Origin of the sequence: Streptomyces sp. NPDC001507 (assembly GCF_042894765.1) — a bacterium.
Taxonomy (GTDB): domain Bacteria; phylum Actinomycetota; class Actinomycetes; order Streptomycetales; family Streptomycetaceae; genus Streptomyces.
In genome coordinates this window covers 246668-269769 of sequence record NZ_JBIAVV010000004.1, presented here as the reverse complement: position 1 = coordinate 269769, position 23102 = coordinate 246668, and the positions used below count along the sequence as shown (strand labels likewise).

Annotated in this window: 17 protein-coding genes, 1 tRNA gene and 1 pseudogene; 10 read left to right on the top strand and 9 right to left on the bottom strand. The window is 70.3% G+C overall.

Features of this window, described 5'->3' with window-relative positions:
• Positions 1 to 169: 169 nt before the first annotated feature.
• Positions 170 to 1363 carry an alcohol dehydrogenase catalytic domain-containing protein gene (locus ACFY0K_RS15015; RefSeq protein WP_390640182.1) on the bottom strand — a complete coding sequence of 398 codons (1194 nt, stop codon included), beginning with the start codon at positions 1361 to 1363 and terminating at the stop codon, positions 170 to 172.
• Positions 1364 to 1567: 204 nt separating this feature from the next.
• Between ACFY0K_RS15015 and ACFY0K_RS15010 the strand changes: the two are divergent.
• The 6 genes and pseudogenes from ACFY0K_RS15010 to ACFY0K_RS14985 all read left to right on the top strand — a co-directional run.
• Positions 1568 to 1810: pseudogene (locus ACFY0K_RS15010) on the top strand (tyrosine-type recombinase/integrase); the annotation flags it as partial.
• A gap of 216 nt (positions 1811 to 2026) precedes the next feature.
• The gene (locus ACFY0K_RS15005) at positions 2027 to 2401 is read left to right on the top strand and encodes a hypothetical protein (protein WP_390640181.1); all 375 of its coding nucleotides are present in this window, start codon (positions 2027 to 2029) and stop codon (positions 2399 to 2401) included.
• Positions 2402 to 2558: 157 nt separating this feature from the next.
• Positions 2559 to 2870 (top strand): sigma factor, encoded by a 312-nt coding sequence (locus tag ACFY0K_RS15000; protein WP_390640180.1) that lies wholly within the window; start codon positions 2559 to 2561, stop codon positions 2868 to 2870.
• A 295-nt stretch (positions 2871 to 3165) separates the two neighbouring features.
• Complete coding sequence (locus ACFY0K_RS14995; protein WP_390640179.1) at positions 3166 to 4842, top strand: LCP family protein; 1677 nt, start codon at positions 3166 to 3168, stop codon at positions 4840 to 4842.
• 809 nt (positions 4843 to 5651) lie between these two features.
• Positions 5652 to 8438, top strand: coding sequence for a PKD domain-containing protein (locus ACFY0K_RS14990; protein ID WP_390640178.1), 2787 nt, complete (start codon positions 5652 to 5654; stop codon positions 8436 to 8438).
• A gap of 1007 nt (positions 8439 to 9445) precedes the next feature.
• Positions 9446 to 9658, top strand: coding sequence for a DUF397 domain-containing protein (locus tag ACFY0K_RS14985; protein ID WP_390640177.1), 213 nt, complete (start codon positions 9446 to 9448; stop codon positions 9656 to 9658).
• A gap of 208 nt (positions 9659 to 9866) precedes the next feature.
• Here ACFY0K_RS14985 and ACFY0K_RS14980 read toward each other — a convergent pair whose 3' ends face one another.
• The 4 genes from ACFY0K_RS14980 to ACFY0K_RS14965 all read right to left on the bottom strand — a co-directional run bounded on the left by ACFY0K_RS14980 (position 9867) and on the right by ACFY0K_RS14965 (position 13287).
• The gene (locus ACFY0K_RS14980) at positions 9867 to 11174 is read right to left on the bottom strand and encodes a hypothetical protein (protein ID WP_390640176.1); all 1308 of its coding nucleotides are present in this window, start codon (positions 11172 to 11174) and stop codon (positions 9867 to 9869) included.
• A 419-nt stretch (positions 11175 to 11593) separates the two neighbouring features.
• Positions 11594 to 11669 (bottom strand) — tRNA-Arg (locus tag ACFY0K_RS14975).
• 81 nt (positions 11670 to 11750) lie between these two features.
• The gene (locus tag ACFY0K_RS14970; protein WP_390640175.1) at positions 11751 to 12599 is read right to left on the bottom strand and encodes a DUF2993 domain-containing protein; all 849 of its coding nucleotides are present in this window, start codon (positions 12597 to 12599) and stop codon (positions 11751 to 11753) included.
• Positions 12600 to 12609: 10 nt separating this feature from the next.
• Positions 12610 to 13287, bottom strand: coding sequence for a TetR/AcrR family transcriptional regulator (locus tag ACFY0K_RS14965; protein WP_390640174.1), 678 nt, complete (start codon positions 13285 to 13287; stop codon positions 12610 to 12612).
• Positions 13288 to 13414: 127 nt separating this feature from the next.
• Here ACFY0K_RS14965 and ACFY0K_RS14960 point away from each other — a divergent pair, with 127 nt between their 5' ends.
• Positions 13415 to 15022, top strand: a complete 1608-nt coding sequence (locus ACFY0K_RS14960; RefSeq protein ID WP_390640173.1) for an MFS transporter — start codon at positions 13415 to 13417, stop codon at positions 15020 to 15022.
• 100 nt (positions 15023 to 15122) lie between these two features.
• Here ACFY0K_RS14960 and ACFY0K_RS14955 read toward each other — a convergent pair whose 3' ends face one another.
• Together ACFY0K_RS14955 and ACFY0K_RS14950 are read right to left on the bottom strand one after the other, a co-directional pair.
• Positions 15123 to 16715: a helix-turn-helix domain-containing protein gene (locus ACFY0K_RS14955; RefSeq protein ID WP_390640172.1), complete on the bottom strand. Its 1593-nt coding sequence runs from the start codon at positions 16713 to 16715 to the stop codon at positions 15123 to 15125.
• A 168-nt stretch (positions 16716 to 16883) separates the two neighbouring features.
• On the bottom strand, positions 16884 to 18317 hold the full coding sequence (locus ACFY0K_RS14950; protein WP_390640171.1) for a M6 family metalloprotease domain-containing protein: 1434 nt from the start codon (positions 18315 to 18317) through the stop codon (positions 16884 to 16886).
• Between the two features lie 257 nt (positions 18318 to 18574).
• Here ACFY0K_RS14950 and ACFY0K_RS14945 point away from each other — a divergent pair, with 257 nt between their 5' ends.
• Together ACFY0K_RS14945 and ACFY0K_RS14940 are read left to right on the top strand one after the other, a co-directional pair.
• A complete protein-coding gene (locus ACFY0K_RS14945; protein WP_390640170.1) occupies positions 18575 to 19225 on the top strand; it encodes a TetR/AcrR family transcriptional regulator in 651 nt (216 codons plus the stop codon).
• A 230-nt stretch (positions 19226 to 19455) separates the two neighbouring features.
• Positions 19456 to 20994 (top strand): MFS transporter, encoded by a 1539-nt coding sequence (locus ACFY0K_RS14940; protein WP_390640169.1) that lies wholly within the window; start codon positions 19456 to 19458, stop codon positions 20992 to 20994.
• A gap of 64 nt (positions 20995 to 21058) precedes the next feature.
• On the opposite strand, the gene ACFY0K_RS14935 is transcribed toward ACFY0K_RS14940, so the two are convergent.
• Positions 21059 to 21571: a MarR family transcriptional regulator gene (locus tag ACFY0K_RS14935; protein WP_351957224.1), complete on the bottom strand. Its 513-nt coding sequence runs from the start codon at positions 21569 to 21571 to the stop codon at positions 21059 to 21061.
• Between the two features lie 151 nt (positions 21572 to 21722).
• Between ACFY0K_RS14935 and ACFY0K_RS14930 the strand changes: the two genes are divergently transcribed.
• Positions 21723 to 22514: a class III extradiol ring-cleavage dioxygenase gene (locus ACFY0K_RS14930; protein WP_351957225.1), complete on the top strand. Its 792-nt coding sequence runs from the start codon at positions 21723 to 21725 to the stop codon at positions 22512 to 22514.
• Positions 22515 to 22545: 31 nt separating this feature from the next.
• Here the strand turns inward: ACFY0K_RS14930 and ACFY0K_RS14925 are convergent, their stop codons facing one another.
• On the bottom strand, positions 22546 to 23064 hold the full coding sequence (locus ACFY0K_RS14925) for a GNAT family N-acetyltransferase (protein ID WP_390640168.1): 519 nt from the start codon (positions 23062 to 23064) through the stop codon (positions 22546 to 22548).
• Positions 23065 to 23102: the final 38 nt, after the last annotated feature.

Here is a 23102-nt window from a genome sequence, read left to right as displayed (position 1 = left end):
GGGTCCTCCACCCACGTCGTGTACGTCCACGAGCGGTGCGGTCCCCCCGAAGTCGTGTGTGCGGGGCACGACTTCGCCGCGGCCGCGCCCGTCCGTCGGTTGTCGCTGAGCAGCCCCGCGCGGCCCGCAGCCTCCCCGAACGGGGACTGCGGGCCGGGGAGGGCCGCCCTCAGGCAGGAATGAGACCGTGGGGGTTGATGATGAACTTCTCGGGCACTCCGGTGTCGAAGGTCGCGTAGGCTTCGGGGGCCTCGTCGAGGCTGATCACCTTCGTGTTGAGCATGGAGCTCAAGTAGGGCATGCGGTCCCACAGGATCGCCATCATCAGCTCGCGGTTGTAGTGCATGATCGGTGCCTGCCCGGCGGAGATCCGCGGCGACTTGATCCACGCCTTGCCGAAGTCGATCGGGTACGTCCCCTCTTGCTCGGCCTTCGACTTCGCGAGCGGGTCGGGGCCGTAGACGCCGATGACTCCGGTGGCTCCGCCCGCCCGGGTGGCGTCGACCACCTGGTTGATGGCGTAGGCCGGGTCCATGTCGTCGCCCTCGCGGCCGATGCCGTGTGCCTCGGTGCCGACGTAGTCGACTGCGCAGTCGACCCTGGGCTCGCCCAGGATGGCCTCGATCTGGTCGGTGAGTGCTGCGTCCTGCCTCAGGTCGATCGTCTCGCAGCCGTTCTTCTTCACCAGCTCCAGACGGTCCGTGCTGTAGTCGCCGACGATGATGCAGGACGCCCCGAGGAGGCGCGCCGCGGCGGCGCCGCCGCGGCCGACCGGGCCGGCGCCGGCGATGTACACGGTCGAGCCCGGCTTGGCACCGGCCTCCATGAGACCGTGGAACGCGGTGGGCAGGATGTCCGAGAGCAGCGCCAGGTCACGGATCTTCGCCATGGCCTGGTCCCTGTCCGGGAAGCGCAGGAGCTGGAAGTCGGCGTACGGGACGAACAGGTACTCGGCCTGGCCGCCGGTCCAGTCGCCCAGGTTGAAGCCGTACGCTCCGCAGGACACCTTGGGGTTCGTGGTCTCGCAGACGTCGGTCCGGCGCGCCCTGCAGTTGCGGCATCGGCCGCAGGCGACGTTGAACGGGACGGAGACGAGGTCGCCCTCACTGAGGAACTCGACGTCGGGGCCGACCTCGATGACCTCCCCGGTCATCTCGTGCCCCATCACCATGCCCTGGGGCACCGGGAAGGACCCGCGGTAGATGTGCAGGTCGCTACCGCAGATGTTGGTGGCGACGATTCGGAGGAGGGTGCCATGCGGGGCGCTTTTCCCGTTCGGCATCTGAAGCTTCGGGAAGTCGAGAGACTCGACGCGCATGTCTTTCGGGTTATGGAAGACGACGGCGCGGTTGCTGCTTGCCATGACGATCTCCTCTACTGATCCAGGGCGACTCGGCCGTGGAAGTGCCGGCGATCATTTCGGTGGCTGTGCGACCTTCCCAACGTAGGGCTGTCACCCAATGTCCGCACGGCGAGATCGGACCCCCTCTGCCCGCGTGCCATCGCACCAACGCTGCGTGCGACGCTCCCGGCCGAGCACGTCATCTCCATCCGGGCAGCGCCCGTGCGGCCGGTAACCCGCGTCGCTGAGTACGCCGGCCTCCGCGTCATCCGCCTGCATGACGCCCGCCAGGGCACCGCCACGCTCCTCACGGCGGCCGGAGCCGCACCCCGCGTCGTGATGGCGATCCTCGGTCACTCCCAGATCAGCACCACCATGGACGTCTACACCCATGTCATCCAGGACACCCAGCGCGAGGCCATGAGCCACATGGACCGGCTGCTCAGGAAGCGTCCCAGTCGCCGGTGACCACCGGCGCAAGCCGTATCCAGAGCCCCGGACCGTGATCGGTACGGGGCCCTTGCGCTGGCCTCACGCACAGTAGCCTCAGGCCATGTCCGAGACCTAGGTGGCACATTTCTATGACGACCTGGCCGACGACTACCACCTGATCCATACAGATGGGGACGCAGCCATTCGCCGGCAGGCGCCCTGGACGGCCTGACAGGCCAGGACAACACGTCAGTGCTCGACTGCTCCTGTGGCATCGGCACGCGGGCCATCGGTCTCGCGCTGCGCGGACACCGCGTAACGGGCACGGACCTCAGCGTCCGTGCCGCCGCCACCTCCACCTGCCGGGCCCACCGAACCACCTCCACCTGCAGGGCCCACCGAGCCCCTGACCCTGCCGGTCACTGCTGCCGAGCCCCGGCGACCGGAAGCCTGTCGGACCGCGTCCGCGAACAGCACGCGGCCGTCCACGCCCTGATCCGCGAGGGCGTCAGCCTGCGCGCCATCGGCCGGCGACTGGGCCTGGCCCGCGGCACCATCCGCCGCCTGGCCCACGCCGCGGACCCCGACGAACCGCTGGTCGGCCGCTGGACCGGACTGACCGCCTGATCCACGACCTTCACTTCAGGAGACCCTGACCACTCAGGCCCGACGCCAACGTCGAAAGGGAAGTTCGCCTGAGGCGGCCAGATTTTTGCCTCAGCGGGTGGGACGTAACTCTGTGGCCACAGCGTCTTCAGAGTGTGGACGATGAACAGGATCTCGGATGAAGCGCCGGTACGAAGAGGAATTCATGGCGTTCGCCGCTGCGCGATCCGCACCTCTGTTCCGCTCTGCGTGCGTGCTCACCAGCGGTGATGTGCACCTCGCGGAGGACCTGGTACAGGACACGCTGGGCCGGATGTATGCCAACTGGCGCAAGATCGCGCAGGTGGACGACCCAGCGGCCTACACCCACACCGTCCTCGTACGGGCCTACCTGTCCTATCGCCGCCGGCGCAGCAGCTCCGAGCAGCCCACCGGCAGTGGCAGGCACCGAGCCAGAACGCCCCCTCGACCCGTACCACGCCGATCCTGACACCGGCCCAACTGCGAGCCATCGCAACCAGCTCGCAGTGGCAGTAACGCCCGCCGCGGCCGTGCGGCGGGCCGGCACGATCACGGCGGACAGATCACCTCGGCGTTCGGCGACTGTCTGGCCGCGCCCGCGCCGACAGTACTGATCTGCCTACAGGCGCGGAACGACATCGTACGGGCGGCGCGGAGTCAGGCGTCCATCAAACGAGCCGCACACAACCCAACTTGCCGTCCGCGAGTCCCACTTACGGATAGTTCTGTCAGCCGTCGCCCCCTGAAGGTACGAGGAAGTCGTCATGACGCAGTCCCCCAGATCGCGGCGGCATGCCACCGGCCGGATCACGGCCGAGAAGGCGGATCCGCCGGAGCTGGCCGGCGGTGGCAGGGCTGCCATGCGCAGAGCCGGCAAGAAGCCCGAGAGAAGGCGCGCGCTTAAGATCGTCGGGCTGTTGCTGGGGTTCGTGTTGGTGCTCGGCGTCGGCGGTGCCTCGTACGCCTACTGGAAGCTGAACGGCAACATCAGGTCCGACGATCTGTCCGCCAACGGCAAGGACGGCGCCGGGCACGAGAAGGTCGACGCGTTCGGACGCAGCCCGATCAACATCCTGGTCATCGGATCCGACGCCCGCAGCAGCGCGGCGGACTGCAAGCTGGGCGGCGCTTGCGGAACGGCCGGCGGCGCCCGAGCCGACGTGGAGATGATCGTGCACATATCCGCCGACCGGTCCAACGCCACGGTGATGAGCATCCCCCGCGACCTGCGGACCGACTGGAGCGGCTGCCACGACCCGGGCCACCCGAGCATGTCGGCGCAGATCAACGCGGCGATCAACTCGGCTTTGAACGGCGGCCCCGGCTGCAGCGTCGTCGCGGTGCACCAGCTCACCGGGATACCCATCGACCACTTCATGATGATCGACTTCGCCGGCGTGGTGGCGATGTCCAACGCGGTCGGCGGGACGCCTGTCTGCGTCAGCAAGAACGTCTACGACCCCTACAGCCACCTGAAGCTGAAGCAGGGTCCGCACATTCTGAAGGGTGACGCCGCGCTGGAGTTCGTGCGGACCCGGCACGGCTTCGGTGACGCCAGTGACAGCCGCGGCCGTACCGACGCCCAGCACATCTTCCTCAACGCACTCCTCAACCAGATGAAGAGCAAGGGCACGCTGAGCAGCCCGGAGAAGATGTGGGGCATAGCCAACGCCGCGACCAAGGCGCTGACCGTCGACAACAGCTTGGACTCCCCCAATAAGCTCATCGACCTGGCCCTCGACCTCAACAAGGTGCCCGCCGGTCGGATCACCTGGGCCACCATGCAGACCCAGGACGTCGACGTGCCGGGCGGCGGATCCAAGACGGTGATCGCCCCGGGCGCCAAGGAGTTGTTCAAGATCATCGCGGACGACCAGTCGCTCACCGCGTCCACCGGGAAGAAGGGCTCCCCCTCGGCGACCGCCAGCCCGGTCTCCGCCGCCTCGGTCTCCGTCCATGTCGAGAACGGCACCGGGGTGTACCACCGGGGGGCGGCGATTGCCCAGGTGCTGATCGGCCAGGGCTTCAGCAACGAGACCGACTCGGGGAACGGGACTCCCTCCACCGCCACCTCGCTGACCTACCCGGCCGGGCAGGAGGCGCAGGCCCAGGCGGTCGCCAAGGCGCTCGGCCTGCCGTCCAAGGCGGTCGAGCAGGGCACCGATCCCCAGATCGTGCTGCTCATCGGCACCGACTGGACGACCGGTGACACCTACCCCGGCGGCAAGCCGGCCCCGGCGCACGTCGACACCCAGGTGGCTCTGAAGGGTTCCAACCAGCGGACCGGCAACAGCAAGGAGTGCGCGCAGGTCAGCACCTACGGCGACGTCATTGGGCTGGACGCCGCCGGCATGCCCACCAGTTCGGATCACGCGCACTCCAGCACCTCCCCGACCGAGGCGTACGCCCTTGCCAAGAACGTGAAGGACTCGGCGCCGTAAGCCTCTGGGCCCCGGCACGGTCGGTGCTGTCGTGCTCTTTACCGCGACCGCTTCCTGCACCGTCGCGCTTCCGCTGCTGCTGTACACGCTCCGCGGAGAGCGCATAGTCGCCCCGCTGCGGCTAGGTGACCGCATAGACACCTCACGACGCCAACTCGTCAAGCCGCAGCGGCCGAGGCAGTCGGCTGACCTGGCCGGAGAGGGAATCGGGGAGAACTGATGCCTATAGGCACGAAGATCGGGCCGATCGGCGTGGGCGTGCGGGTGGGTGGTCGCGGTAGACGCGGGGGTCCAGGCCCAGGGCCGATCGGCGTCGTGCTGTTCCTGGAGTTCTTGTGGCTCGTGGGCACGGTGCTGAACCGCATCTGACGCTGGACCTACGCCTGACGATGCGGTTCGTTGGCTTTGACCTGCGCGTTTCCGATGTCCGAGAAGCCTGTTCTCACTACGCGTGTTGCCCCAAACCCACGGTTCGAGCGTGGCACTTGACCGGACGTGACCCCTGTCGCCGTCGGGTCTGGCGGTGAACAGTACTGCTGACGCGGAAGGTCGCCAGGGTCGGGCTCGGGCTTTCAGCTTGGGAAGCTGCGATCTTTCGTTGCCGGTTCGGGCGCTGACCTGGTTGAACGACTGAGACCAAGATCGGGTAAAGGACGCTCGTGCAACTGTTCGCCTTTCCGAAGCTGATCTAGCCTCGGTTCAGCTCCAGCGGACAGCTGACTGGATGTGACAGGCCGTGCGCGACGGCGATCCTGCGCCCTCACCGGCCAGGGGGAGGAGCGCACCGGATGCGCCGCGGACGACCACTCGTGACACCCGCCGTTCTGGCGGTCCTGCTCAGCGGCCTCGGCGCCGGCACTGCTCACGCGGATACCGGTACCGCGCTGTACGTCGACAACCTCGCCGCCAACTGCAGCGACACCGGCCCCGGCTCACAGGCGGAGCCCTTCTGCCAGATCCAGCCGGCCGCGCAGGCCGCGACCGCGGGCGACATCGTTCGCATCGTCGGCAACAACACCGCCTACGCCCCGGTGACCATATCGAGCAAGGGCACGGCAGACGCGCCCGTCAGATTCTTCGCCGCAGCCGGCACCGGAACAGAGGTCAAGGTGACGGGCGGGCAGACGACGGGGATCACCTTCTCGGGCGCCCAGTACGTCGACATGGCCGGTATCCACGTCTCGGCCGGCGCAACCACCGCCCTGGCCTTCGCGGACTCACAGCACATCACCTACCGCCTCGCCACCGTCGGAACCGGCCTCCACACGGTGGCGACCATCCCGGCGATCACGGTCGACGGTGCCTCCTCCGGTATCGCGCTCACCCGGGACCTGGTCACCCTGTCGGGCGGGCCGGTCTTCGCCAGCGCGGCCGGAGCACAGGACGTCACGCTCTCCGACGACCGCTTCGCCGGGACCGTGCGTGGCGGCGTCACGGCCGTGGGCACCACCGGCATCCACCTCGCCGGCGACACCATCTCGACGGTGTGCGGGAACGCGATCAGCCTGACCGGCGGCACCTCCGGGTCGGTCGAGAACACCGTCGTGATGCCCGGCACGACCACCACCTGCTCCGACACCGGCACACCGGCCGAGATCACGGTGGACGCCACCTCCGCCGCACAGGTCACCGAGGACTACAACGCGGTCAACCCGCTGTCGACCGGCACCGACTACGACTGGGCCGGCACCGCCTACGCCACCAGCCAGGCCCTTCGGAACGGCACCGGGCAGGGCGCCCACGACCTGGACCAGACGGACCTGACCATCCCCGTGACGGAGTGGCTGACGGAGCACTCCCCGCTCATCGACTCGGGCGACGCCAACGCCCTCGGAGCGACCTCCACGGACTACTACGGCAATCCCCGGGTCAACGACCCCCTGGTCGCCGACACCGGCACGGGTGACAGCTCGTACGACCGGGGTGCCATGGAGTTCCAGGACCCGTTCACGGTGAGCGGGATCGCCATGTCGCCGCGCTCCGCCTACGTCGGAGTGGTCACCACCTTCACCGCCAAGGTGAACAACCCCTGGTCGGACGCGCTGGACGGCGCGAGTTACGCGTTCGACTTCGGCGACGGCACCACGACCACATCGTCCACCGGCTCCGCGACACACACGTACACGCAGGACTCCGGGACCGGCTACGTCCAGGCCGCGGTGACGGTGGACAGAACCGACGGCACCCGGCTGGGCACGAGCGGGTTCATCACGTTCGGGGTCACCCAGCCCCCTGGGCCCACCGCGGGCCTCTCCTGCGGGCAGGACCCGTCCGAACCCCGCACCGCGAGCTGCGCGTTCACAGCCACCGGCTACTACCAGATGACCAGCGACCGGATCACTTTCGGCGACGGCTCGGCGGCTGTCACAGTCATCGGCTCGAGCGGCTACACCGCTCACACCTACGCCACCGCCGGTACGTACACCGTCACCCAGCACATCACCGACTCCGACGGGCGCACCGCCACGACGACCACCAAGGCGACGGTCGGCCCCTCCTACGTGGTCACGAGCCCGAAGCGCATCCTGGACACCCGCAACGGCACCGGCGCCGCCAAGCGGAAGGTGGGTCCCGGGGGCGTGGTCCGCCTCAAGGTCCTCGGCGTGGGCGGCGTCCCGGCCTCCGGGGTGACCGCGGTGACCATGAACGTCACCGACGCCGACGCCACCACGAGCAGCTACGTCACGGTGTACCCGGACGGCACCAGTCGCCCGACCGCCTCCAATCTCAACTTCACCGCCGGGCGGGTCAACCCGAACCTGGTCACGGTCCGGGTCGGCAGCCACGGCTATGTCGACCTCTACAACGCCCACGGCGACGTCGACCTCATCGCCGACGTGCAGGGCTACTTCACCAATGTGCCCAGGACCGGCGCGCACCTGAGCGGTCTGTACCCCCTCACCACACCCGTGCGGGACCTGGACACCCGCAACGGCACCGGTGTCCCCAAGGGCAAGGTCGCACCAGGCAGCACCACGACCGTCACCCTGCGACCCGGGGTTTCTTCCGCGACGGCCGCCGTCCTCGACATCACCGCGACGGCAGGCACCACTGGCGGCGTGGTCACCGTCTACTGCGGAAGCCGCCCGAGTACATCGAACCTGAACTACCGCGCCGGGCAGACCGTCTCCAACCTGGTGGTCACGCCCGTCTGCAGCGGCAAGATCAAGATCTACAACAGTGGCGGTCACGTCAACCTGATCGTGGACCTCCAGGGCCTCTACACCACGGGCGCAGGCCCGTTCGTACCGACCAGTCCCACCCGCTTCCTCGACACCCGCAACGGCACGGGCGCCCCTGCCGGGCCGCTGGGCGCGGACGGCACCCTCACGGTGAAGGTCGCCGATGTCGACGGCGTCCCGGCCGACGCCCGCGCGGTACTGGTCAACCTCACGGGTGCCGCCCCGACCACCGCCACGCACCTGAGGGCCTACGGCGACGGCAGCCTGCCGAACGTCTACAACGACAGCCTTGCTGCCGGAGAGACCCGCCCTGTCCTGGCCGTGCTTCCGGTCGGCGCAGACGGCTGCATCCGCATCAACAACGCTCAGGGAGCCGTCAACGTCATCGCCGACCTGGAGGGATACTCCGGCTGACCGGCTCCGGTCCCGCGAGCCGGCCACCAGCACGCTATCCCGGACAGGGGTGCACGCTTTCCAGCTTTTCGCGCGGCCGTATGGGGGCGTTGGCAGGGGTTCGCTGGGCAGGTCAGAGGCAGTGCGCGTACGGCGGTGAACGGTGGCGGCCGTGGGCGCGCAGTCACTCTTGGTACAAGGCAGCTCGCAGGTAGGCGATCAGATCACCGGTCGGCACCTCGACCCATTTCGCCCCGGGCACCCCGGGGCGAAATGGGGCAAATGACCTCATAACGCTCTTCGTGCGGCTCGTACACCAGGACCTGACGCTTCGTTCCGTCCAGCAACGGAAACGGATCCACACACAGGCGGACGGCACCGTGCGTGATCGATGGGAACATATTCCTCAGTACCTCGTCCGCACGGAGGCGACGCAGAAGGTTCCACTGTCTCCGGTGGAATTCGGACAACAGGAGGCCGGACCACTGCAAAGAGGTAGGCTCTTCGCTTTCGAGGGATCTGGCGAATTCATCGAGCTCCAGGAAATCGAATCTCGCCTTCAACTCATCGACCGGTGCGCCTTCCCGCCATGCAGTGACCGCCTCCACGAGCAATCCGAGGTCGTCCGTCGAGCCGATCTCCCAGGCGAACCCGGGAACCCCTTCGGTAAACCCGATAATGTCGACACGTACCCGGAACAGACGCTCCTCGGTCGCGGTATGGACCGACAGGAAGCCCCTTGCCGTCTCGATACTGATGAAGTCGGATTCCCCAGGCGGTGGCCCGATGTCGCATCCGCGCCGCTTGGCGGCCTTTTTTATGCCGTGTATGCCGTTCCCGGGCTGCTGCAGACGGAGGAATCGGGCGCGAGGACCACGCCGCGCTTGGCGGCCCCTTCACATTGATCGACACCGACAAGGGGCACCGCACGCGTACGCGGAGGTGCAGGACGACAGTCGTCTCCTCCGATCACAGGCGCTGACCCCGAGCGAGTCGTCGGCGCTCGTCGAGCAACTGATGGGAGAGGCGTGAACGTGCAGCGCAGCAGGGCGGCTGTGCCGGAAGCCGCCTGGTTCGAGAGCAGTTACAGCACGGGCAACGGCGGCGAATGCATCGAGGTCGCCGAAGCTCCCGGGGCCGTACACATCCGGGACTCGAAGGCCCGATCCGGACCGGTTCTGACGGTCACCCCCCAGACGTGGGCCGAGTTCGTCGGGCTGGCGGCCGACCGGACCGTCTGAGCCGTACATGCGCAACTCCCGTGGGCCCCAGCCACACAGGCGGCTGGGGCCCACGTCCGGTGTCCTGCTCCACGGACACGTCACTCGGACACCGCCCGCCTCGCCACGTCCTCGGCGGTGCGCGACTCGTCCGTGGCGGACCGGAATGCGGGGCCGTCCTTGCCGCGCCTCCCGCCCGGCCACCAAGGGAGTGGGAGCGTGCCTGCGCCTACATGGGCAGTGCGGGGAACACGACCACCGAGCCGTCCTTGTCGCGGGCGATCTCGATCGCCACGTCCGCCGTGCGGCTGTTGACCGTGACGCCGTCGCCCAGCGTGCGAATCCGGTGTGCCGCGCGCATCAGACGATCGACTTCATCGGTCGTGAAGACGGGCCGCCAACCTTGCGGGCCCGCCAGCTCCAGCGCCGAAAGGTGCACCAGGACACCGGCGATGCCTGACTCCAGTTCGTCGAGGCGCTGCTGGTCGCGCTTGAGCTCGCGGGAGAAGTTCTCGAACACGTTGTCAGGGTTGTCCTGGGCATGCTCGACCGCCTGCAGAACGACGACCCGTCGCTTCAGCGCAACGGCCAAGGCGGCGAGTTCGAGGTGGGCGCGGAAGGTGCCGCCTTGATTGTCGACACCGGGGAACGACTTGGTCAGCTTGCCGACCTCGACGGGCTTGCCGTCGGGCAGCTTGTCGAGTGCGCTCTGCCACTGGGCAAGGCGGCGGTCGGCGCGGCCCAGGGCAGTGTTGATGGCGTGCACTGCCGAGTCCAGTCCCAGCGAGACACCGAGCTTGCCCTGGTCGAGCAGAATGGCTGTGGCCTTGTCGATGGCATCCCGGCAGCCGTCGAGTTCGCTGTGCTCGTCTTCGAGCTTCTGTTCGTGCAGTTTCTCCAGCAGTTCCGTGATGTGTTCGATGGCCTGCTGGCGCTTGCGGTCGGCATGCGCGCTCACCCCCACCGCCACGGCCATGAGCACGAGCGGCGCGGCCACGGTGAGCGCCGCACTGCCGGCGGCCGCGACGCCGGCTGTCGCACCGGCTCCGCCGACCGCGCCTGCTGCGGCCACTTTGCCGACCGGCACGAACGTCGCCTGGGCGGCGATGCCCGTCGAGTTCATGAGCGCGCTGTGGATGCCACCGGCCGCCGCATTCGATGCCATCGGACGAACCACGCCCTGACCGAGCTGCGCGGCGACCTTCGCCGGAACCACCATGCGGTACAGGTTTTCGCCGGTGGCCGTCGCCCTGGCCGCCGTAAGGGAACTCCGCGTCGATTGCGTGATGAACTGCGACAGGTGCTGCGCCAGGGGACTCGCGGCATCGAGCGGGATGCCTCGGCTGCGGTCGAGCTTGTCGGGCAGCGGATGCACCTCCAGCGTGGCGATCGGCGCGTCGGCCAGGGCAGCCAGCACACCACGCAGTTCAGCCAGGCGCTCAGCCGTCATCGACCCGTCTCCGGCCAATGCGGGCACCCGGACGTCACCGGTCGCCAGCGTCCACACCGGAACGAGTGCCTTGCGGGTTTCAGCCATCGTCTCCCCCTTTTTTCCAAAGTACGGCTTCCTCGCGCAGATCTTCCCCTACCGGGACGCCGAACTGGAGCGGCCCTGACGTAGCCGTTGAGGTCGGCGCGGAAGCCCTCGGCCGTCTCCTGGTCGTCCTCGTCGTCGCGGACAACTTCGGCCTCGTCTTCGACAACGTCTTCGCGGACAAGGAGGACGTTGCAAAGGACGACCGCGGGGTCCTAGTCGGGCTCGAGGGCGCCGATATGGACGGGGGTGTTCCAGCCGCGGCCGTGCGCGAGGAGGTTCCGAAATCAGGGGGTTTGCCCAGGGTCCCCACACAGGAATCTGACTGACGGCGCGTTCCCATTCGTTCCCACGCAAGGCCAAAAGGCCCCCCGGAGATCACTTCCGAGGGGCCTTTTTGGTGCATCGTGCCTGGTCAGGCCTGGTGCCCCCGGCAGGATTCGAACCTGCGACACCCGCTTTAGGAGAGCGGTGCTCTATCCCCTGAGCTACGAAGGCGGGGTGTGGCCGCCGTCGAGGGCGGTCTCTGACAGCGTAGCGGATCAGTGAACGGGGGTGGGCCGAGGCGGGGTGTTCGGGTCAGGTGGGCAGGCGGGATGAGGTGTTCGCTGTTGCTGTGTTCTGTGCGGTGTCTGGGGCGTGGAAAGTGACCGATGTGCCCGAGAAGTAGGCGGACAGGCCGGTCTCCGTGGTGGTGATCGAGCGCAGGTGCAGGCCGTCGGGGATGTTCTGGAGTCGGAGGGGTTGGTCGAAGGCCTTGTCGAGGACGGCATCCGCCGGGCCGGACAGCGGGCCGGCCGTGACCTCGAAGTCCTTGAAGGCGATGCGGTTGCCGGCGGCCGCCGAGACGGTGGTCGTCGCGGTGACGCTGTTGCCGAGAGGGAGGGCGACGGTCGCCTTGAGCCGGCCGGGGCCGCTGCCCCGGAAGACCGCTACCCCGAGGGCGTCGGAGATGTCCGTGTAGGTGAGGCGGGCGGTCGCCCGGGCCGAGCGGGCCCTGGCCTGCCGGTCGTCGTCGGACTTCGTCAATCCCGCCAGGTGCAGGGAGAGTTCGCTGACCGGCAGGGCGCTGGTCGTGTCGTCGGCGGGGATGTCGTGGGCGGTGACGTCCACGTCCCGCAGGCTGCCGGCGGCGACCTGGGCCAGGACCGGGAAGCCGTGCACGTGGACCTCGGGCGGCAGTGGGGTGTGCATGCCCTGCTGGAACGCCTTCGCCGCCCGTGACTCCACCTGTACGGCCAGGAAGCGGTCGACGGCGACGGGGATCAGGACGAGGAGGAGCAGGAGGGCGACGGCGGCGACGGCCGGGCGCCGGGTCCTGCGGGGTGCGGCGGGCGGCTCGTACGCCGGCTGGGCGTCGTACGGCTCGTAGGGGTCGTACGGCTCGTAGGGCTGCTGGTTGGGCTCGTGCTGGTGGGGCTGGGGCATCGGGGTTCCTTCAGTGGGCGGTGCGCAGGCGGCGGACCGTGGCGGTGGCCAGCTCGGTGTCGACGCCGGCGGCGATCAGGGCGGTGGTGGCGGCGGTGGGGCCGTCGTCGGTCCAGGCGTGCGCGTCGGCGGTCTCCAGGAGGGACAGCAGGTACGCCTCCAGAGCCCGGCTGAGCGGGCCGGGCGGGACGGTGGTGTGGAAGGCGCCCTGCCGCTGGCCCCGGGCGAGGATGCCGGCGACCGCGGTGCGGGCCGGTGCCAGTACCTCGTCGACGCGGCGGGCGCCCAGGTCCTGGCGCGCGAGGTGGACGAGCACGCGGTAACGGTCGGCCGCCGGCCACAGCGTGAGGACGAAGCGGGCCAGGGCGGTCGCCGCGTCGGGGGACGGGGCGCGGGTCGCCTCGCTCGCGAGCCGGACCGCCTCGGCGGCGTCCGCGGCGAGCCCTTCGACGAGCGCGGCCCGGCCGGTGAAGTGGACGTAGACCGTCCGGCGGGCCACCCCGGCGGCCTCGGCGATGTCGGCGAGGGTGCAGTCGGGATCGCGGCCGAGTTCGCGCCGGGCCGCTTCCAGGATGCGGGCGCGGGTGCGGCTGCGGGTGGCGGATCCGGTGGGGGATGAGGTGGGGGGTGCGGTGGGGGATCCGGTGGTGGGTCTGGTGGGGGTTAGGGGGTGCGTGCGGGGGGTCACGTCGGTACCTCGGAGCCGGCGGGGTGGGGTCCTCGATAGTTGCACACGGGCGGGTAATAAACTAGCGTGCACATCGATGGGCAATTAAGTGAGCCCCTCGTACCCCCACGTCCCCTGGGAGACTCCCGTGCCGTTTCTTGCCAACACCCCTGTCGAGAAGATGAGCGAGCCGTATCCACGGCGCTGGTGGGCCCTGATCGTGCTGTGCCTGAGCCTGCTGATCGTCGTGATGGCGAACACGTCGCTGATCGTGGCCGCGCCGGACATGACGGCGGACCTGGGGCTGAGCAGCAGCGACCTGCAGTGGGTCATCGACGGGTACACCGTCCCCTACGCCGCGCTGATGCTCGTGCTCGGCTCGATCGGGGACAAGTACAGCCGCCGGGGCGCCCTGATCCTGGGCCTGCTGGTCTTCGCCGGCGGGGCGGTCATGGGCAGTCAGGTCCACCACACCGACCTGGTCGTCACCGCCCGGGCGATCATGGGCGTCGGGGCCGCCGTCGTCATGCCGGCCACGCTGTCGCTGCTCGTGGCGATCTTCCCGCGGCGTGAGCGGGCCAGGGCCATCACCGCGTGGACCGCGACATCGGGGCTGGCCATCGCGGTCGGGCCGCTGGTCGCCGGGTGGCTGCTGCAGGACCACGCCTGGGGGTCGACGTTCCTGATCAACGTCCCGATCGCCGTCGTCGCCGTCTTCGGTGCCCTCGCGCTCGTGCCGCCGTCCAAGGCGCAGGAGCCGGGCCGGATCGACTACGTCGGCGGGCTGCTGTCGATCGTGTCGGTGGGCAGTCTGGTCTACGCGACCATCGAGGGACCGCACTTCGGCTGGGGCAAGGGCCCGGTCACCGCGGCCGTCGTCGCGGGCGTGGGCCTGCTGGCCTTCGTCGCCTGGGAGCTGCGGCACCCGCAGCCGATGCTGAACGTCCGCAAGTTCAGCCACCGCCCGTTCTCCGGGTCGATGCTCGCGGTGCTGTTCTTCTTCTTCGGCACCTTCGGCGCGATCTACTACGCCACCCAGTTCCTGCAGTTCGTCCTCGGCTACACCGCGCTGGAGACCGGCGTACGGCTGCTGCCGCTGGCCGGGGCCGTCTTCGCCGGCGCCGCGATCACCGGGCGGCTCACCCCGAAGCTGGGCATGAAGCCGATGGTGGCGGCCGGCATGGCGATCGGCACCGTGGCCGTCTTCCTGCTCACGCGGATCGACAAGGGCTCCGTCTACACCGACTTCCTGCCGACGATGATGATGCTCGGCTTCGCTATCGGCCTCAGCGTCTCCCCGGCGACCGACACCATCATGGGGTCCTTCCCCGAGTCGGAGCTGGGGGTGGGCGGCGGCGCCAACGACACCGCCCTCGAACTCGGCGGCTCGCTCGGCATCGCGATCCTCGGTTCGCTGCTCGGCACCGCCTATCGCGACAGGCTGACCGGCCTGGTCGGCGGCCGGCTCCCGGCGGCCGCGCTGGACACCGCCAAGGACTCGGTCGGCGGCGGGATCGCGGTGGCCGAGCAGGTCGCGAAGAACCCGGCCGCCGGCGGACCGCAGCAGGCCCAGGCGCTGCTCGACGCCGTCCACGAGGCCTTCGCCCACGGCGTCGTCCAGACCAGCCTGATCGGCGGGATCATCATGGCCGCCGGGACGATGATCGTCCTCGCCGTACTCCCCGGACGGCGGGGCGGGACCGAGCCCGAGCAGAGCGCCGGACAGCCGGAGAAGGAGCGGGCGGGCGCCGTCTGAGCCGCACCCATCCCCCAGTCGGACCGTGCCTGAGCGGCGCACGGTCCCGGACGGTGCCGGGAGGGACGCCCGGGTCAGGCCCCCCGGTCAGACCCCCGCGTCAGGACAGCGGGACGTGCGTGAACCGGGATGCGATGCGGAGGTCGTCCTGGATGCGGGCCGCCGTGGCGTGCAGGGCGGGCAGCACCTCGCTCACGCATTCCGCCAGGGTGCGGCGGGCCGCGTGGGTGGCGACGTTCACGGCGGCGACCGGGCGGCCCGCCCGGTCCCGTACCGGCACCGCGATCGACCGCAGGCCCGACTCCAGCTCCTCGTCCGCCAGGGCGTACCCGCCCGGCCCGGCGAGGCCCAGCAGGGCCCGGCCGAGCGCCGTACGGCTCGCCGGCAGGCGGGTGCCCACGGTGATGTCCACCGTCAGGACCCGGCTCGCGGCCGCCACCGCCACGTACTGGATCTCGGCCGGCTCGGCGCCCGGGACGCCCGGGACCGGAACCGCCAGCGCCGTCGGCTCGTCGAGCCGGTCCGCGAGGACACGCAGCCAGGGGGCCGCGAGGCGGGAGAGGGTGGTGCGGGACAGCGGGGGGTAGCCCAGGGACAGCACCCGGGGGGTGAGGGTGAACTCGCGGCCGTCCGCGGACACCAGGCCCAGGTGCTCGAACGTGATCAGGGCGCGCCGGGCCGTCGCCCGGGCCAGGCCCGTCGCCTTCGCCACGTCGGTCAGGGTCGGCGCCGAGCGGCCCTCGCCGAACGCGGTGAGGACCGTCAGGCCCCGGGCCAGTGACTCCACGAAGTCCCGGCCGAGTTCGTGCTTCGAGGCGGTGGTCCAGACGGCGAGGCCGGCGGGCGGCGGCCCCGGCTCCGCGGGCCGGGCCCCGGCCGCGCGCAGCTCCGCCTCCATCGCCGTCACCGCCGTACGCAGCCGGGGGAGCAGGGTCTCGCGCAGGTCCGCCGCCGTGTGGCGGCTGGTGTGGCTGACCACGCTCGCCACGCACGCGACCCGTCCGGTGCCCGGATCGCGCACCGGGACGGACACCGCGACCAGGCCCGGCTCGACCAGCTGGTCGTCCAGGGCCCAGCCGCTGTGCCGGGCCTCCTCGGTCCGCGCCTCGAAGTCGTCGGCGGCGGCCGGGTTCCGCGGCGGTACGGCGGGGAAGCCCGCGTCCGCCGGGTCCGCGGCGCGCCTCGCCCGCCAGGCCGCCCACTCCCGCTCCGTCCATTCGGCCGCGAACAGCGGGCCGGGGGCGGTGCGTTCGGCCGGCAGCAGGTCGCCGATGCGGAAGCTGACGGACATCGCGCGGCGCCGGGTCGCCTGGTGGATGAACCGGATGCCGTCCCGGTCGGCTACCGCGAGGGACACCGACTCGTCCAGCTCGTCGGCGACCGCGTCGGCGTGTCCGTCCAGCAGCGCGGGCAGCCGCAGGGCGGCCAGGTAGGCGTTGCCCAGTTCCATCACGCGGGGGGTGAGCACCGCGTCCCGGCCGTCCTGGCGGACGTATCCCATGCGGGCGAGGGTCGCGGTGATGCGGTCCACCGTGGAGCGGGCGAGGCCGGTACGCCGTTCCAGCGCGCTCGCGCTCAGCGTCCCGCCGGCCTCGGTCAGCGCCGCCAGCACCGCCACGCCCCGGATCAACGGCGCCACCGCCTCGGCAGGCGGCTCGTGCGCCACGGGGACGGAGGGCAAGGGGACGGTCATCTACTCTCCGGCTGCGGTACGACTGGTTCGCGCGATCTCGGCTCTTCGCACGGCGATCGGCTCCCTTCGCGCGGCGATCGGCGCCCTTCGCGCGGCGATCAGCGCACGCCTACCGTAAACCGTGGCCCACCCGGCCGGCGCCGGGTCCGGCGACGCGCCCCGGGCGGGCTATCCCCGCTCCACCCGCACCTGGTAGTTCCCCTCCCCGTCCATCCCCGTCACCTGCACCTCGATTTTGTGCGCCGGGTCCTTGAAGCTCTCGCCCGGCCCGAACGGGGCGTCGGAGAGTTCCGCCTGGACGTTGGGGCTGCGGGTGCAGCCGCCGGTGTCGCGGTGGGCGTCGTACACCTTGATCGGTCCGCGGCCCGTGTCGACGTTCGCGTCGACCTTGTAGATGAGGACGCCGGGGCGGCAGACCTCGTCGTCGTTGCCGCCCTTGGTGCGCACCTCCAGGGCGTAGCCGGTGCGGGCGTCGACGGGGACGAAGACCAGTTTCCGGCCGCCGGGGCGGGAGAGGGGGGCCAGGGTGTACTCGGTGCCGCCGTGGGCCGCCGCGCAGCTGACCTGGTCGGGGTCGAGCCAGCCCAGCTTCCACTTGTGCCAGGCGAGGAGGTCGTTGTCGGAGCCCCAGTCCTCGCTCATGATGTCCCAGTGCCCGACCGCGCCCCCGCCCTCCTGGGTGTAGAGGTCGGGCAGGCCGAAGACGTGGCCGTTCTCGTGGGGGAGGACCCGGTAGCCGGTGCGGGCGTAGGAGCCGGAGCCGTCGTCCTGGCGGGAGTAGACGAAGGAGGCGTTGGCGACCGGCGTGCCGTCGGCGACCGGGGCGTCGCCGTTCCCGGCGAACGTCACGGACAGCACGGTGTCCAGGGCTGACGGGCCGGCGTTCGGGGTGACCAGGACGTTCAGGAGGTCGTACGACCGGAAGTCCACGTCCGGGTCGGCGGCGGCCACGATGTCCTGGACCAGCTGCCGGTAGCCGGGGTCGAAGGGCGCGCCGCGCTCTATCCCGTAGTCGCTGAAAGCCTTCGGCATCCGCAGCCAGTGGTCGATCGGGGCGGCGGGCTGGTAGTCGAGCTTGCCGTAGGAGGCGGTGCGGAACCACTCCTGGGTCTGCGGGAAGAACTCGTGGTAGCGGTCGAGCGCGCTGCCCTGGCCGGGTGCGTCGGGGAAGTCGACCATCAGGGTGAGGGCGTGCACGGTGCCGGTGGAGCGGGAGTAGCCGGCGGGGGTGGGGACGCCCTCGGTCATCTGGATCTCGTGGCCGCCGCTGATCATGCAGGGGCCGTAGACGGAGTTGCGGGCCAGCGCGATCGGGCCGGGGCCGGCCGGGGCGGGGGCCGCCGTGAGGTGCCCGGTGCCCGCCGAGGTGCCGACCGCGAGGATCAGCGCGGCCACGGCGGCGAGGCAGAGTGCACGGCGGGGGCGTATGCGGCGGCCCGGTGGTGTCCCGCGGCCACGGGCCGGGGCCGAGCGACGGGACGACGGCCCACGCCGGCGCGGCGAGGTACGGCGGTGCATCAGGTCCGTGAGGCTCACGAGGCCCGCGAGGGCCACGGGTATCCGGCGGCGGGCGGGTATACGGCGGCTGGGCTGCGGCTGCATGCACGGACCTTTCGCGCCACGGCAGCCGCCGGTCTCCGGCTGCACCCTCGGGATCACCCTGTGTCGGCCCGGCGGCGGGCGCGCGCTGGAGGGGCCGATCGTGGGATCCGGCCGGAGCGGGAGGGTGTGACGCAGGTCACTTGAAATGAGGGGGAGCGGGGAAATAACCGGGGACCGTTTCCCCGTTTGGAAGTGTGTCCGCGCGAAACGGGGAGCGCCTCCCCGGATCGCGGAAGTCATCAGACCAGGAGTACGCCGTGCAGACCGCGACCGCCCACCCCGCCGTGCGCAAGGCACCCCGGCCCCGCGCCGACGCCCTGCGCAACCGGGAGCGGATCGTCACCGCCGCCCGCGAGATGTTCACCGAGTACGGCCCCGACGTGCCGCTCGACGACATCGCCCGCCGGGCCGGCGTCGGCAACGCCACGGTGTACCGCAACTTCCCCGACCGCGACGCGCTCGTCCGTGAGGTCGTCTGCTCCGTGATGGACCGGACGTCGGAGGCGGCCGAGCTGGCGCTCGCGGAGACCGGGGACGCCTTCGGGGCGCTGGAGCGCTTCGTGCACATCTCCGCCGACGAGCGGGTCAGCGCGCTGTGCCCGATGGTCTCCAGCACCTTCGACCAGAACCACCCCGACCTGGAAGCGGCGCGTCGGCGGTGCGAGCAGCTCATCGGGCAGCTCATGGACCGCGCCAAGGCGGCCGGACAGCTCCGTCCGGACGTGGGGGTCGGCGATGTGATGATCGCCGTGGCCCAGCTCAGCCGGCCCCCGTTCGGCACCGACTGCCTGGTCGGCGACCGCTTCGTCCACCGTCATCTGCAGCTGTTCCTGGACGGGTTGCGGGCACCGGCCCGCTCCGCCCTGCCGGGCACGGCCGTGACCATGGAGGACCTGCGCCAGGCCTGAACGACCGAGAGCGACAGCACAGTCCCACGGGGACCGATCAGTTACGGACCGGACAGCGGTCTCACCTCATGCGGTCCCTGCTCCGCACCGACCAACACACCGTCTGCGCTTCACCGATCCCTTTTTCCATCGACACTCCGTCGGCCTTCCGCCGGTTTTCCGTCGGCTTTCCGTCGGCCTTCCATCGACTTTCCGTCACGAAGTAATGAAGTCACGAAGTGGGTACCCCCATGTCTGAAACAGCCGCAAAGGCTCCTGGCGCACCGGCACCGGCCGGTGACGCCAACCGCTGGAAAGCGCTCGTCTTCATCGCGCTCGCCCAGCTGATGGTCGTCCTCGACGCCACCATCGTGAACATCGCGCTGCCCTCCGCCCAGGCCGACCTGGGCATCTCCGACGGCAACCGGCAGTGGGTCGTCACGGCCTACGCCCTCGCCTTCGGTGGTCTCCTCCTCTTCGGCGGCCGGATCGCCGACCTGTGGGGCCGCAAGCGGGCCTTCGTCATAGGCCTGACCGGCTTCGCGGCCGCCTCCGCGCTCGGCGGCGCCGCCACCAGCGGCGCGATGATGTTCGGCGCCCGTGCCCTGCAGGGCGTCTTCGGCGCCATGCTCGCCCCGGCCGCGCTCTCCCTGCTCGCCGTGATGTTCACGGACGCCAAGGAGCGCGCCAAGGCCTTCGGCATCTACGGTGCGATCGCCGGTGGCGGCGGCGCCGTCGGCTTCATCCTCGGCGGTGTGCTCACCGAGTACCTGGACTGGCGCTGGACGTTCTTCGTCAACATCCCGTTCGCCGTGGTCGCCGCGCTCGGCGCGTACTTCGTCATCCGTGAGCCGGAGGGCGGCCGCAACCGCAACCCGCTCGACATCCCCGGCGTGCTCCTGTCCACCCTGGGCCTGGTCTCGCTGGTGTACGGCTTCACCCGCGCCGAGTCCGACGGCTGGGGCGACGCCACCACCGTGGGCCTGTTCGTCGCCTCCGCGGTGCTGCTGATCGCGTTCGTCGTCACCGAGATGCGGGTCAAGGCCCCGCTGCTGCCGCTGCGCGTGGTCCTCGACCGCAACCGTGGCGGTATCTACCTCTCCCTTGGTGTCGCGATCATCGCGATGTTCGGCACGTTCCTCTTCCTGACCTACTACCTCCAGGTCATCAAGGGCTTCTCGCCGATCAAGACCGGCTTCGCCTTCCTGCCGATGATCGCGGGCATGATGGTCGGCTCCACCCAGATCGGCACCCGCCTGATGACCCGGGTCCCGGCCCGGGCGCTGATGGGGCCCGGCTTCCTGGTGGCCGCGGCCGGCATGCTGGTCATGACCCAGATCGAGATCGGCTCGTCGTACGCCTCGACGATCCTGCCCGCGATGGTGCTGCTCGGTCTCGGCATGGGTACGGCGTTCATGCCGGCCATGTCCCTGGCCACGCTCGGCGTCGAGCCCCGGGACGCCGGTGTCGCCTCCGCGATGGTCAACACCTCGCAGCAGGTCGGCGGTGCCATCGGCACGGCCCTGCTGAACACGATCGCCGCGTCCGCGACGACGTCGTACATCAAGGACCACATCGCGACCGCCACCTCCAAGTCCCAGCAGCAGCTGGTCCAGATGGAGGGCGCGGTGCACGGCTACGCCAACGCGATCTGGGTCGCCGTCGGCATGCTGGTGCTGGCCTCGGTGATCGTGGTCGGCCTCGTCAACGCCGGCAAGCCGGAAACCACGCCGGTGGTCTCCGGGGACGGCGCGGAGGACGAGGTGGCGGTCCCGGTGATCGCCCACTGAGCCGCTGAGGCGACCCACCGACGGACCGTAGGGGTACCCGCATGCGGGCCTGTCCCTGAGCTCCTCAGCGGAGCCAGGGCAGGTCCGCGCCCGCTTCGTCGGGCTGCAGGCCCTCGGCGACGATCTCCATGATCTCGCCGAGGGCCTGCTGCTGTTCCGGCGTCAGCCGCTCGAACAGCGCCTGCCGTACGGCGGCCACGTGGCCCGGGGCGGTGCGCCGCAGCACCTCGGTGCCCTCGTCGGTCAGGACGGCGAACTGGCCCCGTTTGTCGGAGGGGCAGTCCTCCCGCCGTACCCAGCCGTTCTTCTCCAGGCGGGCGATGGCGTGCGAGAGCCGGGACCGGGTGATCTTGGCGTTCATCGCCAGCTCGGTCATCCGCAGCCGCCGTCCGGGTGCCTCGGCGAGGCCGACGAGCAGGCCGTAGTAGATGTGCGGCATCCCCGCGTCACGCTGGAGCTGACGGTCCAGATGGTCCTCCAGCAGGGTCGTGGCGTGCAGGTACGAGCGCCAGACGCGCTGTTCGTGGTCGGTGAGCCAGCGGCTCTGCGTGGTGGCGGATCCGGATGCCGTAGTCATGCGTCCCACTGTACGAGCCCTATCCTTGAAACTTAAACAAGTGGGGCGTAGGCTGAGCGACAGAAAGCTTGAGATTTAAAACAGTCGTAGCGTGAAGAGTCGAAGGATGGGGGCCGGGAAGGCAGCCCGGCGCCCGGAGGGAGCCGCCGCCATGTCCGCCGCCGCACCGGAGCGCATGCCCGCCCTCTATCTGAGCCACGGCGCGCCGCCACTCGCCGACGACCCCGTCTGGCCCGGCGAACTCGCCGCCTGGAGCGCCGGCCTCCCCCGCCCCAAGGCGATCCTCATGGTCTCCGCCCACTGGGAGGAGGCCCCCCTCGCCCTCGGCGCCGTGCGGACCGTCCCGCTCGTCTACGACTTCTGGGGCTTCCCGGAGCACTACTACCAGGTGCGGTACGCGGCCCCGGGCGCGCCCGAACTGGCCGAGTCCGTGCGCAAGCTGCTGCGCGCCCCCGGCACCCCCGTCCAGGACATCCCGGACCGCGGTCTCGACCACGGCGCCTACGTGCCCCTGGTGGAGATGTTCCCGGCCGCGGACATCCCGGTCCTGCAGATCTCCATGCCCACCCTCGACCCGGTCCGCCTGATGGAGATCGGCCGCCGGCTCGCCCCGCTGCGCGACGAGGGGGTGCTGATCGTCGGCTCCGGCTTCTTCACCCACAACCTGGCCGCGCTGCGCCACCTCGGCAGCGGCGTGCCGACCTGGTCCTCCGAGTTCGACGACTGGGGGCACCGGGCCCTGGAGAACCGCGACTGGGACGCCCTGCTCGACTTCCTCGACAAGGCCCCGGCCGGCCGCTACGCCCACCCGCGCACCGAGCACTTCGCCCCGCTCTTCGTCACCATGGGTGCGGCGGAGGCGGGCGGCGAGCTGGACGCGCAGAAGTCGGTGATCGACGGGTTCTGGATGGGAATGGCGAAGCGGTCCGTGCAGTTCGGGTGAGGGGAAGGGGCCCGCGGGGCCGGCCGGACGGCTACAGCGGGCGCTCGTGCCAGGCCACGTCCCAGTAGCGGCCGAACTTGCGGCCCACCTCGCGGTACGTGCCGACGTACCGGAAGCCGAAGCGCTCGTGCAGCCGGGTGGACGCCTCGTTCGGCTGCGCGATGCCCGCGTAGGCGCGGTGCACGTCCTCGCCCGCGAGGACCTCGAAGAGGGCCGTGTAGAGGAGCGTGCCGATACCACGCCGGCCGGCGTCCGGGGCGACGTACACCGTGGTCTCCACGGACGTCGCGTAGGCCGGTTTCGCTCGGTAGGGGCTCGATGTGGCGTACCCGAGAATCTCCTGTGAGTCCGCCGACGTGGCAACCATCAGGCGGTACGGGCCGTCTTCCGGGTGGGAGAGCAGCCACGGACGACGCTCTTCCGGTGTGAAGGCCACCGTGTCGAATGTGATGGACGTCTCACGAACGTAGTGATTGTAGATCTCTGTGAGGGCTACGAGGTCTCCCTCGGCTCCCGGTCTGACCTGCACCTCTGTACGTTCCGACGGCACCGCGCCTCCTCACGTGGTCGCACAGGGTACTGCATGAT